This is a genomic window from Actinomycetota bacterium, assembly GCA_040905475.1.
Classification (GTDB): domain Bacteria; phylum Actinomycetota; class AC-67; order AC-67; family AC-67; genus DATFGK01.
Map to the genome: position 1 here is coordinate 1 of JBBDRM010000012.1, position 13,259 is coordinate 13,259.

Consider the following 13,259-nt stretch of genomic DNA (forward strand, 5'->3'; position numbering starts at 1 on the left):
CATCGCCGACGCGCTGGGCGCGTCGCGCGGCGGTCATGTGCTCGAGGTCGGCACCGGAACGGGGCTTCACGCGCGATGGCTCCTCGATAACACGACGGTCGTCGTGACGGCGCTGGACGCCTCCGAGCCGATGCTCGCGATCGCCTCGCAGCGGCTCGAGCCGTACACGGGGCGGGTCGCGCTCGGGATCGCCGATGCGCATGATCTGCCGTTCGCCGATGGAACGTTCGACGCGGCGTTCTGCTCGGGAACCTTGCACCACCTCTCGTCGCCGGGCCGCGGCGTTGCGGAGCTGGCGCGCGTCACTCGGCCCGGCGGCCGGGTCGCCGCGATGGAGCCGAACTGGAAGTTCCCCTCAACGATGCTCGTCGGCGCCTCGACGCCGGCCGAACGCAACGTCTTCAAGATCTCGCCGGCCTCGCTGGAGGCGTGGGGACGTGCGGCCGGGCTCGAGGACGTGCGTCTGGAACGACTCCTCTACACGCCGCCGGCACCGCGATCATGGGGAAGCCTTTGGGATGCGGTCGACCGGGGGCTCGCACGCATCCCAGGCCTGAAACGTTGGGCGATCATGCTCCTGCTGACCGGTCGCGTGCCCGGCTGAGGCTAGTCCCTCCGCGACCCGGCGACGAGCCGGCCGGCGTCTCGGACCGCGAAGCGCGGGCGGAAGCGTCGAACCGGCTTTCCGGCGAGCGCGGCCCGCACCGATCGCTGCTCCGCCGGATCGAGCTTGCCGCCGCGCCGGCCCGTGACGAAGAAAGTATCGACGGCTTCGCCGTCGCGGGTGGCGGCGGTCGCTTGATGGATCTGCGCGCCGGCCCGGGCGAGCGATGCGGCGACGCGCGCGAGCAACCCCCGGCGGTCTGGCGCGCGGAGCTCGACGATCGTGTGCCAAGGCGAGGCGCGGTCGTCGAATGCGACCGTCGCGTCGACCGGCTCGACCGGCGTTTCTGATTCGCCGTCGAGCGCGGCTGTGACCGCGCTCCTTAGCTCGTCCCAATCCGTCCGCGGGCCGGCAGAAACCTGGAACACGTCGACGGCGATACCGCTCCGCCACGTGGAAACCACGGCTTCGTCGATCGAGATCCCCTTCGCGGAGATCGCGCCGGCGACATCGGCGAGCGCGGCGCGCCGGTCGACGAACGCGAGGTGCAAGATCCATCGTCCGGGCTCGCCGTCCGGCTCGGCTTCGAGACGCACTTCTCCGCGGACGGGGCGCGTCTCGGTCATGCGGACGTGCCGAGCGATCGCCGCGACGTCCTGCGAAAGGAGATACCGGCGCGGCGCGTCGGCCAGGTGCGCCCGGACCTCATCGCGGGGGAGGACTGGTTCCAGAGCGCGGCCGACCTCGTCGCGCCGGAGCTCGAGCAGATCCGACGCCGACGCATCCACCAGCTCAGGGTCCGACAGCACATCGGAGACGAGCTTCCACAGCTCGCGGATCGCTTCGCGCTGGGTCGGATCGGATGCACTCGCCGTCGCCAGCACGTACAGGCCGTCCGCCCGCTCCTTCGTCCCGATGTGGGACGCGATCTCGAGGACGTCCTCTTCGGCGCCGAGGTCGAGCCGGGTCGCCGCCGCGGGAAGGATGTGCCGTTCGGCCGTCAGCATGGCCGCCGTCTCGGCGTCCGCCGAGGGGAGTCCGATCCCCTTCGCGAAACGGGAGACTGCCTCCGGGCTCCCCCGCCCGTCGAATGCCCCGCGCGCCAACGCGCCGAGCACGACCAGGTCGCGCCTGTCCATCCGCTCCCACACCTCGACCGCCGGATCCTTCCCGGCTCGGATGAGAGCCGTCAGATCGGACAGCTCCTGCCACACGATCGCACCGACGGGATCCAGGTCGAACGGATCCCGGATCCGACGGCGTAAGGCCGCGTCGATCTCGGGGAGGAGGATCGCGATCAGGCCGCTGAGCTCGAGGAACCTCCAGGAACGCCCGGAGCCGGCCAGCAGCAAAGCGACGAGCCGGCGGCGCAGGTCCTCATCCCAGATCACCGACTCGTCCGGCAACGCCGAGAGCCACGAGAGCAAGCGCCCGCCGGGACGCCGCGTGGCGCACGCGATCGCGGCGTCGAGCCCGATCCGCGCGGCCTCCTCGGTGGGCGGCTCTGCTCCCAGCATCGTCGAGAGCTCGACCGTCTCGGCGGTGATCTCGAGCCAGCCCCCGGGTGGCTCGATCGGAGATATCGCGGCCGTCGCCGCACGGCGGATGCGCCGCGTCCGCTCGCGAAGAAGTGGAGGCGTCGCGACGGTCGTCGCCAGCACCACTAGGATCAGCGCGGCGTGCTGCTGCGCGTCGAGGATCCCGCCGGACAGGCCGAGTGCGGCGAAGATCAGCCCGACCTCTCCGCGAGGGATCATCCCGATGCCGACCAGCAGACGGTCGCCTGATCCGCGCTTCATTCCGAGGCCGGCCACGATCTTCCCGGCGAAGCCGACGACGAGCAGCACGCCGGCGATGGCCATGGCCTTCGAGTCGGTGAACGCTCCGAGTTGGGTGTCGACCCCCATCGACAGGAAGAAGATCGGGATCAGCAGGTGGCCGAGTGGCGCCAGCCTCCGCTGAAGGTCGTCGGCGGCCGAGCTCGAGCCCACGGCGACGCCTGCCACGAACGCGCCGACGATCGGGGCCAGCTTCGCCCACGACGCGACGCCTGCAAGCCCCAGCGCCAGGGCGACGCCGGCGACCAGCAGCGTGCCATCGGCGCGTGCCCGTTCTGCGACCGCGGCGAGGCCGCGTGGAACGATCCAGTGAGCGACGGCGGTTCCGACGACCACGAACGCCAGCGCCGCCCCGAGCACGCCGGCCGCGCCGGCCGCATCCAGACCGCCGCCGGTCGAGACCCGCAACACGATGGTGAGGATGAGTAGACCGATGACGTCGTCTGCGACCGCCGCTCCGAGCACGGTCCGGGCCTCGGGCGTGGTCAGGGCGCGCATATCCGCGAACACGCGGGCGGTTATGCCGACGCTGGTCGCCGTGAGCGCGGCGGCGAGGAACAGTCCCGCGGATCCGTCGACACCCACCACCCGAACCACGGCCAGCGCTCCACCCATCGGTACGGCGACCCCGATAACGCCAACGCGGATGGAGTCCCCACCGACGCTCCGGAGATCGGCGAGGTCCATGTGAAGACCGACCTCGAACAGCAACAGGATCGCTCCGAGCTCGGCCAGGAGCGAGAGGGCTTCGTCATGGTGCACGAGGCCCAGAAGCGACGGACCGATGATGATCCCCGCCGCAATCTCTGCCAGCACGGCCGGCTGGCGGAAGCGCTCCGCGACCTCGGCGGCGATCCGCGCCGCGACGAGGACGGCGAACAGCCGCAATAGGAGCGGCGCCGCATCCATGCCGGCTACCGCTCTTCGAGCGTGCCGGGCTCGACGATCCAGCCGCGGTTGCGGATATTCCTCACGAAGTCCCGCCCGATCTCACGCCGCAGGCCGGACAGGAGGACGTCGACCGACCGGCCTCGCGCAAGCCGAAGCGCCTCGGAAAGCTCGTCTCGGGACACAACGCGGTTCCTATTGGCGGCCAGGATCGCGAGGAGCTCGAGCTGGGAGCGCGAGAGGGTGAGAGCGCGACCGGCGAACTCGGCGCGGTAGCTCTCGACGTCTACCCACAATCTGCCGAGGACGATGGCCCCCATCGTGACCGGAGCCGCGTTCGTCATGCTCCCAGAGTAGGTGAGGGACGTTACCGGCCTTTTTCGCCCGTGTTTCCTGCGGATTAAATCTTTGTCGGACGAACCGGTGAAGCGACGCATCCTGCCAGCCGGTCCCGCGCCCCTGACTTGAGAAGCCAAGGTGGAGGAAGGACCATCCTTCCTCCACCCTCGGCGTGCGCGTGACTAGATCCTGGGATGCACCACGTCCGCTTCGGCTTTCACGCCGTTTCGTGCGGTCGCGATCGCCTCCGGCGTCGCGAGTGCCGTGGGCCCGAGGAAAGCTTCGGGGTATCCCCACATGCCGTGCTCGCCGATATCGAGGCCCTCGATCTCCTCTTCACGACTCACGCGAAGCCCGACGGTGGCCTTGATCAATCCGAAGACGATCGCCGCGCTCACGATTGTCCAGCCGGCAACGGCGACCACCCCGAGCGCCTGCGTCCCGAGCTGGCCCAAGCCATGACCGTATGCGAGACCAGGAGTGACGTTGGTCAGTCCTTCCACAAGGCGCGGGGCGGCGAAGATCCCAACGGCGAGCGTGCCCCACACACCATTGATCGCGTGTACGGAGACCGCCCCGACAGGATCGTCCACGCCGGCCTTATCGAACGCCTTGACCGCGAAGTACACGAGCACGCCGCCGATGCCTCCGATCACGACGGCCGCCCAGGGTTCGACGAACGCACACGGAGCGGTTATCGCGACCAAGCCGGCCAGGGCACCGTTCGCGGTCATGCCGACGTCCGGCTTCCTGCCGAACATCCATGCGGTGAACATGGCCATGATCGCTCCGGCGGCCGCCGCCAGGTTCGTCGTCACGGCGATGTGCGCTGCGAGCTCGTTCGCCGCCAGGGTGGAGCCGGGGTTGAACCCGAACCAGCCGAACCACAGGATGAACACGCCGAGGAAGGCCAAGGGCATGCTGTGCCCGGGGATCGCGCGAGGCTTCTTGTCGGGACCGTACTTGCCGATCCGCGGGCCGAGCATGATCGCGCCGACCATGGCCGCCCATCCGCCGACGGAATGCACGACGGTCGAGCCGGCGAAGTCGAGGAATCCTCGCGTTGCGAGCCAGCCTCCACCCCAGATCCAGTGCCCGGCTATCGGATAGATGAGGCCCGAGATGAGGCCGCTGTACAGGATGTACGCCTTGAACTTCGTTCGTTCTGCCATGGCTCCCGAAACGATGGTCGCCGCTGTTCCGGCGAACACCACCTGGAAGATCCACTTCGCGGAAAGCGGCGGGGTCGCCCACGAAAGCGAATCGAAGGTGCCCTCTCCACCGCTGAGGAACCAGCCGCTCGTTCCGAAGAGCGCGTTCCCGGCTCCGAACATCAGCGCGAATCCGACCGCCCAGAACGCGATGGATGACATGCCGAAGTCCATCAGGTTCTTCATCACGATGTTCGCGGCGTTCTTCTGTCGCGTGAACCCAGCCTCGACCATCGCGAATCCGGCTTGCATGAAAAAGACCAAGAAGGCCGCCAACAGGGTCCAGACCGTATCGATCGCGATTGTCTCCGCCGACGGTCCCTCGGCCCCCTGCGCCCATGCAGCGATGGGGGATGCCATCAAGAAGACGACCGCGGCTCCCCCCAGCACGAGCAACCTGCGCTTGCGTGTGCCCATCCGACCTCCAGTCCTCGAGCGTCGGAGCGACCATAACGGGCGCCTGTTTCATCCCTGTGTCATCGCCGTTACGACCGCGTAAAAGAGTTTTTCGTCCCTCCATCAAATCTCGCGCATCGCCGGCACAGAAAGAAGGGCCGGGACGCCCGACGTCGTCGGCGAACGTCCCGGCCTGGCGGGCATCTTCTGCTGGGTCTCCCGGCCGAATCCCCGTGACCGTCGAGCCGGTGCCCGAGCCCTACAGCGACGCGCAGCGCGCCGCGAGCGCCTCATCGAGGCGGTCGCGCTGCGGAGCCGCGCACAAGTCCTCGTCGTCCATGACCTCAAGCAGCGCTCCTACGATCAGCTCCATCCGCGTCACCTCCCGCGCGCATGCTGGCACACGCATGTTGCGGGGCGGTTTCGTTCCCATGAAACGCAGGTTAATTCCGGCCGTTTCCTCCGACGTTCACCACGACTTCACGCCGATGACTCATCGGTGAAACAAAGCGCCTCTACCGTGAGCCGGAGCCCAAATGAGACCAGGAGGTCACCGAGATGACGTATCGGTTCCCCGGACCGTCCTACATGGAGCGCGTCGTGAACCTTCCGCCCGACTCCGCAGCGACCGCGCTCGATCTGGCTCTTCTCGACGTCGGGAGCGGCGCGCCGGAAGGGCATGAGCACTGGTGCCTCGAGGTGGACCGAGGACGTCTCGTCCTCGAGCTCCCCAGTGTTCGCCTGGAGACGCCTGCGTTGAGCGGTGTGTGTCCGTTACGCCGGGCGACCGGCTGGATCCGCTCCACCGTCTTCCTGTTCCCCGTTGAGCTCGAGCTGTTCCCGTGGTCGTCGACCGCGAGCGCGGTCGGGCTCCGGCCTTCGGGAACCCGACCGCGGCGACTCGGAAGCGATATCTACTACCGGGTCGGCGCGGCCGGGCTCGATCACTTGCGCGGGGAGATGCTTCGATGGGCACGCGCGGCCGCCTCGGCCCGGCGCAGAACGCCTACGAAAGCGTGATCGTCTCTCCGGCGCCGCAGGTGTGATGGCCCGGCGTGCATCCGGTGAGCGCGCGCCGGACGTGGTACGCGTGGCGTCCGCGGGACGAGTAGTAGGTACGGATCACCAGCTCGCCGATGAGGCCGAGCGAGATGAACTGCACCCCCATCATCACCAGCAGGGCACCGAGGAACAGCAGCGGCCGCGTCCCGATCGAGCGATCGAGCACGAGCCGCTGGTACGCGAGGTAGCCGAGCACCGCCGAGCCCACCGCGCCGAACATCAGCCCCAATCCGCCGAAGAACCGGATCGGCCGGTTGAAGAAGCGCAACATGAACGGGAGCGCGAGGAGGTCGAGGAAGACCTTCGACACGCGAGAGATCCCGTACTTCGAGCGACCGTGCTCGCGCGGGTGATGCGTGACCGGGATCTCGGCGACGCGGTCCCCCACGACCGCGGCGAGCGCCGGCAGGAATCGGTGCGCATCGCCGTACAGCTCGAGCTCATCGACGACGTCGCGGCGATAGGCCTTCAGCGTGCAGCCGTAGTCGTGGAGCTGAACCTTGGAGATCCGCGAGATGAGCCGGTTCGCGATGCCGCTCGGGATCCGCCGGCTCCAATACTTGTCCTTGCGATCGACGCGCCAGCCGCTGACGACGTCGAAGCCTTCATCGAGCTTCGCGAGGAGCTTCGAGATGTCGGCGGGGTCGTTCTGGAGGTCGGCGTCCATCGTCACGATCACGCGCCCGCGCGCGTGGTCGAACCCGGCGGCCATCGCCGCGGTCTGGCCGAAGTTGCGCGTGAAGCGCACGACCTGGAACCAGGGATCCTCCCGGTGGAGCGCGTCGAGCGCGGCGCTGGAGCCGTCGGTCGAGCCGTCGTCCACAAGGATCACCTCGCTCGGCGGAAGCGAGTCACGCACGGCGCGCAATCGCCGGGCCAGCTCGGGGAGGCTTTCTTGCTCGTTGTAGACCGGGATGACGATCGAGACTTCGGGCGGGACGGGGCGCGACGTCACCGGACCGAGGTCACTCCTGCACCAGCTCGACCAGAACGCCCCCGACGCTTTTGGGATGAACGAACGCGACCATCGATCCCCGTGAGCCCCGACGTGGCTCGGCGTCGATCAGCTGCATCCCCTCGCCCTTCAGGTGCTCCAGGACGGCTTTCAGGTCCGACACGCCGTACCCGATGTGGTGCACACCTTCGCCCCGTTTCTCGATGTACTTGCCGACGGGGGTGTTCGGACCGAGCGGCCGGAGGAGCTGGATCCAGGACTCGCCCACGCGGAACATCGCTTCCTCGACGCCCTGTTCCTCAACGGTCTCGCGGTGTGCGAGCTTCACGCCGAACGCGGCTTCGTAGAAGGCGATCGCGGTTTCGAGGTCCTTCACCGCGATGCCCACGTGGTCTACCCGGTCGAACATCGGCCGGATTCTACCCGCTCCGCGTGGCGCGCTAGGATGGAGAACCTGGCAGATCGCGCCAGAAGGCCTCAAGAGCAGGGGGTTCTCTCGATGAGCGAAACGGTTATCGTCTCCGGCGCACGCACGCCGATCGGCAAGTTCCTGGGAGGATTCGCCGACTTCACCGCCATGGATCTGGGCGGATTCGCGATCGCCGAAGCGCTGCGGCGCGCGGGCCTGTCCGGCCAGCAGATCGACTACGTGATCATGGGTCAGGTGCTGCAGGCCGGCCAGGGGCAGATCACGGCTCGCCAGGCAGCGACCAAGGGCGGCATCCCCATGGACGTACCGGCCATCACGATCAACAAGGTCTGCCTGTCCGGCTTGAACGCCGTCCACCTCGCCGACACGCTGATCCGCGCCGGCGAGATCGAGATCGCGATCGCCGGCGGCATGGAGTCCATGACGAACGCCCCGTACGCGATGCCCAAGGGACGCACGGGCGCACGGATGGGCGACGCCAAGCTCGTCGACCTGATGATCTGGGACGGCCTGTGGGACGCGTTCGACCACAAGCACATGGGCGACGGTTCCGACACCGTGAACTCCAAGCGCGGCATCAGCCGGGCCGAGCAGGACGAGTGGGCCGCTCGCTCGCACGAGCGCGCCGCCGACGCGACCAAAGCCGGCCGCCTGCGCGACGAGATCGTCTCGGTGCAGATCCCGCAGCGCAAGGGCGAGCCGATCCTGATCGAAGAGGACGAGGGCATCCGGCCGGGCACCACGGCCGAGTCGCTCGCGAAGCTGGCACCGGCGTTCCAGAAAGAAGGCACCATCACCGCGGGCAACGCCTCGCAGATCTCCGACGGCGGCGCGGCTATGGTCGTGATGAGCGCCGACAAGGCAAGATCGTTGGGACTCGAACCGATCGCGACCGTCGTCGCGCACGGTCAGGTCGCCGGCCCGGACAACTCGCTTCACCTGCAGCCCGCGAACGCGATCAAGGCGGCGGCCTCGAAGGCCGGCCTCGACGCGGCGGGGCTGGACCTCTACGAGATGAACGAAGCGTTCGCGTCGGTCGCGATCGCATCGGGCAAGGATCTCGGCGTCTCCGAGGACCGCGTCAACGTCAACGGCGGTGCGGTGGCGCTCGGGCATCCGATCGGGATGAGCGGCGCGCGCCTGATCCTCACGCTCGCCAACGAGCTCAAGCGGCGCGGCGGCGGAACCGGTGCCGCGGCGCTCTGCGGCGGCGGTGGTCAGGGCGACGCGCTGATCATCAAGGTGTAGCGCGAGCTCGGCGAGCGGCGCGGGAGCCGGGTGAGCGCCGACCTCGAGCAGATCCGCTGGTGGTCGTGGAGACGCCAGCGGCTGGACCGGTCGTCCCGCGGCATCGACGATTGCCTCCGCTCGATCATCGGCGTCTACAGCGCGAACCCACAAGGCGCGCTCTCGCTGCTCGCGCGCGTCCCGCGACTCGGGCAGGGCATGGTGGAGGGCGCGGTCGAGTCGCGCATCGCGTTGCGACTGCCGGCGATGCGCCGAACGGTGTGGATGCTGCACGTCGAAACCGCGCACATGGCGTTCCATGCGACCGATACCTCAGCGCCGTACGTGTTTCTCCTGAAACGCGAAGGGATAACCGAGGACGAGTACACGCGGCTCGAACGGGAGATCCTGTTGGCCGCCGGGCGGCCGATGACCGCCGACGCGATCCGCGAGGCGATCAAGGATCCGCCGGAGAAGCTAACGCCGGTCCTTCAGGCACTCTGCGCGGAGGGCAAGCTGATCCGCGTGAAGCCGAAGACGGTGCAGTCCAACCTCTTCACGTACGCCGCGATGCGCGTCTGGCTCGGGCACGAGCTCCCGGACGCCGACCCAACGGAAGCGCTGACCTGGCTCGCGGGCGACTACATCAAGGCGTTCGGCCCGGTCACCGTCGAGGACTTCGCGTGGTGGGCCGGCGTGCCGGCGTCCCAGGCCGAGGCCGCGATACGCGCCCACGATCCGGCCGACCTGGGGGACGGCCTCCTGATGTTCGAGAAGGACGTTCGCGGCTTCGAAGGGACGCGGCCGGTCGCGAACCGCGTCAACCTCCTGCCGGCATGGGACTCCTACACGATGGGGTACGCGGAACCGTCGCGGACGCGCTTCGCCGACGCCGAGGTCTTGCCCTACCTGTACGACAAAGGTGGCAACGCTACAAGCATGATCCTGGTCGAAGGGAAGGTCGCCGGGCTGTGGGACTACACGCTCGCCGACAAGCGGATCGCGATCCGGATCGGCCTCTTCGAGGAGCCGGCGCCCCGCGCGATGGCCGCGATCGAAGCCGAGGCCGGACTGGTCGCTGCGTACTTCCATGCGCGCGACACGCAGATCAGCCGCGTGAAGATCGGCAAGCCGATCGCGACCGCCGGGCAGGGCGCGCATCTGAAGCCGCTCGCGAAGCGACCGGTGGCGACGAAGCCCGCGACCAAGCCGGAGCCGGCGCCGGTCGTGAAGCCCGCCTCGGCGAAGGCTAAGCCTGCTCGCCCGGCTCGCCGGCGGCCGCCTGCCGCATCCTGACGCGGTACCCCTTGTCGAATACGAGTGAACCGCCGATCGCGGCGCCGAACGTCATCACGACGAGCACGGCGAGACTATGGATCATGAGCCCCACGGAAACCACCTCTTCGTCGATCCCGCGCCGGTGGAGGAGATCCGTGACCACGAGAACGTTCGTGACGACCATCGCGAGGAAGTGGCTGTTCGTTATCCGGCGCACCTCCGAACCCGGCCGCATCTTGAGCCAGTCGACGAAGCCGGTCAGCACCGCGAACAGAGACCCGATCGCGCCGGCGAGCAAGGTGTAGCCGGCCGCGACGAAGAGGTCGCGTCCCCACGTCCGGTCGCGACCGATGTACCCGATCACGTCGAGGACCGGCGCGATGACGTATGCGCCGACGGGGATATCGGTGAACGGCGGGTGGAGTGGCTTCCCTTCGAACCCTCGCAAGCCGTAGAACTTCCGGTCCCGGATCCTGAACGTCGAGCCCAAGCCGAACCGACCCATGCGATCACCTCCTGGTCGAGGCGTTCTTCCCCGCGATCGCGTGGCGGCAACCGTTACGGCAGATCCTTCAACCCCGGCTCCGGCGCGCTCACGAGCGCCGCCATGTTTCCTTCGGGGTGGCGGTTCTCGAACATCAGCTGGTGCGCGGTTCCGATCGCTTCGAAGGAGAACGTCTTCGACAGACACGGATCGATCTTGCCGGCCACGACGAGATCGTTGAACGCGTTCGACTGCTCGTCGTTGGCGAAGTGCGATCCCTGGAAGCGCTTCTGCCGCATCCAGTGATAGCGGAGATCGACGACGGCGCTGTAGCCCGTCGTTCCGGCGCAGATCACGACCATCCCACCGGTGTCGGCCACGAAGATCGACGTCGGGACGGTGTCCTCGCCGGGATGCTCGAACACGATGCGGGGGCTCCGCTTCTCCCCGAGCGCATCCCAAAGCGCCTTTCCGAACCCCTTCGCGCCGGTGAGCCAGTTGTTGTAGCCCTCGGTGTCGGTCCAGTGCGGCGGCACGCCCCAGTGGTCGAAGCGTTTTCGATTTATGTAGCCGACCGCGCCGAGCTTCTTGCAGAACTCACCCTTGTCGTCGCTCGACACGACGGCGACCGCCTTGCCCCCCAGCTCGCGCACGATCTGGATGGCCATCGAGCCCAGCCCTCCGGCGCCGCCCCACACCAGCACCGCGTCGCCCGGCCGCACCGCGTGCGGGGGCCAGCCGGTCAGCATCCGGTACGCGGTCGCGCCGACCAGCGTCGGCGCGGCCGCCGCCTCCCACGTGAGGTGCGGCGCCTTCGGCATGCACTGATGCGCCTGGACCTTCGTGAACTGCGCGAACGATCCCCAGTTCGACTCGTAGCCCCAGATCCGGAACGAGTTCGCGAACATCGGATCCTCGCCGGCCTTCACCATCGGGTCGTCGGACTCCCACTGACCGCAGTGCACGACGACCCGATCGCCGATCTTGAGGGTGCTCACCTTGTCGCCGGTCGCGTAGACGACGCCCGAAGCGTCCGAGCCGCCGATGTGGAAATCGGTCGGTTCGCCGAACCGGCCGTGAACCTTCGTGATGTCGACCGGGATCCCGCGCGCCGCCCACACATTGTTGTAGTTGATCCCGGCGGCCATCACGAGCACGAGCGCGTCCTCGGGGCCGGGATCGGGAACCTCGATCTCTTCGATCTGGAACGCCTTCTCCGGATCGCCGAATCGCTCCGGCCTGATGAGCTGCGCATGCATGCGCTTCGGAACGTCCCCGATGGGCGGGATCTCGCCGACGGCGTATAGGTCTTTGGGCACTGCGGAACCTCCTCGCGGTTTGGTCCGCCAGTTATTGCTGTTCTCCGCGCCAGCGTCAAACCGGCTGCGCTAGGGTGAGCGCGATGGAGGGGTTCCGGCTGAGCGAGGAGCAAGAGCTCTTCCGCCAGACCGTTCGCCGGCTCGTCGACGAGAAGGTCGGGCCGCGCGCGACGGAGATCGACGAGGCCGACGAGTTCCCCTGGGACATGCACCGGCTGTTCGTAGACAACGAGCTCATGGGCGTTGGGTATCCGGAGGACGTCGGCGGCTCCGGAGGGCCCATCGAGTTCGTCCTCCTGGTCGAGGAGATCAGCCGCTGGTCGGCCGCCGTCTCACAGATCCCGGTGGTGAATCGGCTGGGGTCCATCCCGATCATGCTCGCCGGCAGTGACACGCAGCGGAAGGACGTCCTCGGTGCGGTCGTCCGCGGCGAGCGGCAGATCGCCTACTGCCTGACCGAGCCCGGCTCGGGATCCGACGCTGCCGCCATGCGCACCCGCGCGATCCGCGACGGAGGGGGCTGGGTGCTCACCGGAACGAAACGGTTCATCACGAACGCCGGACCGGCCGACACGTATCTGATGTTCGCGGTGACGGATCCGCAGGGGAGTCGCGGGAAGAACATCTCAGCCTTCGTCGTCCGCCGTGATTCCCCGGGGTTCTCGATCGGCCGCGAGGAGCACAAGATGGGGATCCGAGGCTCGCCCACGCGCGAGGTCATCCTCGACGGATACCGGGCGGAGCCCGAGGATCTCGTCGGCGAGGAGAACCTTGGTTTCACGTACGCGATGCGGACCTTGGACTTCTCGCGGCCGACGATCGGCGCGCAGGCGCTCGGCATCGCGCAGGGAGCGTTCGACCTGGCCACCGCCTACGCGAAGGAACGCCGTCAGTTCGGCCAGCCGATCGCGGAGTTCCAGGGCGTGGGGTTCATGCTCGCCGACATGGCGATGCGGGTCGAGGCTTCGCGGCTGCTCGTGTACAAGGCGGCGGCTGCCGTAGCCGAGCAAGACCCTCGCGTGTCGTATTGGGCGGCCATCGCGAAGGCGTATGCGTCCGACACCGCCATGGCCGTGACGACCGACGCGGTGCAGGTGCTCGGCGGCTACGGCTACATGAAGGATTTCCCGCTCGAGCGCATGATGCGTGACGCCAAGATCACGCAGATCTACGAGGGCACGAATCAGATACAACGGCTCGTCATCGCCCGCACACTGACCCGCTGAGG

General features: G+C 68.1%; 12 protein-coding genes. 5 read left to right on the top strand and 7 right to left on the bottom strand.

The window, feature by feature from the left end:
* The coding region (locus WEB06_01220; GenBank protein ID MEX2554233.1) for a class I SAM-dependent methyltransferase at positions 1-604 on the top strand (604 nt) is incomplete at its 5' end.
* 2 nt (positions 605-606) lie between these two features.
* Here the strand turns inward: WEB06_01220 and WEB06_01225 are convergent.
* The 3 genes from WEB06_01225 to WEB06_01235 form a co-directional block, all read right to left on the bottom strand.
* Positions 607-3,351: a cation:proton antiporter gene (locus tag WEB06_01225; GenBank protein MEX2554234.1), complete on the bottom strand. Its 2,745-nt coding sequence runs from the start codon at positions 3,349-3,351 to the stop codon at positions 607-609.
* 5 nt (positions 3,352-3,356) lie between these two features.
* Positions 3,357-3,674 carry a winged helix-turn-helix domain-containing protein gene (locus WEB06_01230; protein ID MEX2554235.1) on the bottom strand — a complete coding sequence of 106 codons (318 nt, stop codon included), beginning with the start codon at positions 3,672-3,674 and terminating at the stop codon, positions 3,357-3,359.
* 177 nt (positions 3,675-3,851) lie between these two features.
* Complete coding sequence (locus WEB06_01235) at positions 3,852-5,240, bottom strand: ammonium transporter (GenBank protein ID MEX2554236.1); 1,389 nt, start codon at positions 5,238-5,240, stop codon at positions 3,852-3,854.
* A gap of 594 nt (positions 5,241-5,834) precedes the next feature.
* Here WEB06_01235 and WEB06_01240 point away from each other — a divergent pair.
* On the top strand, positions 5,835-6,296 hold the full coding sequence (locus tag WEB06_01240; GenBank protein ID MEX2554237.1) for a hypothetical protein: 462 nt from the start codon (positions 5,835-5,837) through the stop codon (positions 6,294-6,296).
* Here WEB06_01240 and WEB06_01245 read toward each other — a convergent pair.
* Entirely contained in the window at positions 6,283-7,293 is a 1,011-nt protein-coding gene (locus tag WEB06_01245; GenBank protein MEX2554238.1) for a glycosyltransferase family 2 protein, read from the bottom strand. The two genes, WEB06_01240 and WEB06_01245, sit on opposite strands and share 14 nt — an antisense overlap.
* A gap of 10 nt (positions 7,294-7,303) precedes the next feature.
* Positions 7,304-7,702 (bottom strand): methylmalonyl-CoA epimerase, encoded by a 399-nt coding sequence (mce, locus tag WEB06_01250; protein ID MEX2554239.1) that lies wholly within the window; start codon positions 7,700-7,702, stop codon positions 7,304-7,306.
* 90 nt (positions 7,703-7,792) lie between these two features.
* Between mce and WEB06_01255 the strand changes: the two genes are divergently transcribed.
* The gene (locus tag WEB06_01255; protein ID MEX2554240.1) at positions 7,793-8,971 is read left to right on the top strand and encodes an acetyl-CoA C-acetyltransferase; all 1,179 of its coding nucleotides are present in this window, start codon (positions 7,793-7,795) and stop codon (positions 8,969-8,971) included.
* Positions 8,972-9,001: 30 nt separating this feature from the next.
* Positions 9,002-10,246, top strand: coding sequence for a winged helix DNA-binding domain-containing protein (locus WEB06_01260; protein ID MEX2554241.1), 1,245 nt, complete (start codon positions 9,002-9,004; stop codon positions 10,244-10,246).
* Here WEB06_01260 and WEB06_01265 read toward each other — a convergent pair.
* Together WEB06_01265 and ccrA are read right to left on the bottom strand one after the other, a co-directional pair.
* Positions 10,200-10,733, bottom strand: coding sequence for a DUF2231 domain-containing protein (locus WEB06_01265; protein ID MEX2554242.1), 534 nt, complete (start codon positions 10,731-10,733; stop codon positions 10,200-10,202). The genes WEB06_01260 and WEB06_01265 overlap by 47 nt on opposite strands.
* Before the next feature lie 53 nt (positions 10,734-10,786).
* Positions 10,787-11,971 (bottom strand): crotonyl-CoA carboxylase/reductase, encoded by a 1,185-nt coding sequence (gene ccrA / locus WEB06_01270; protein ID MEX2554243.1) that lies wholly within the window; start codon positions 11,969-11,971, stop codon positions 10,787-10,789.
* A 143-nt stretch (positions 11,972-12,114) separates the two neighbouring features.
* Here ccrA and WEB06_01275 point away from each other — a divergent pair, with 143 nt between their 5' ends.
* The gene (locus tag WEB06_01275) at positions 12,115-13,257 is read left to right on the top strand and encodes an acyl-CoA dehydrogenase family protein (GenBank protein ID MEX2554244.1); all 1,143 of its coding nucleotides are present in this window, start codon (positions 12,115-12,117) and stop codon (positions 13,255-13,257) included.
* Positions 13,258-13,259: the final 2 nt, after the last annotated feature.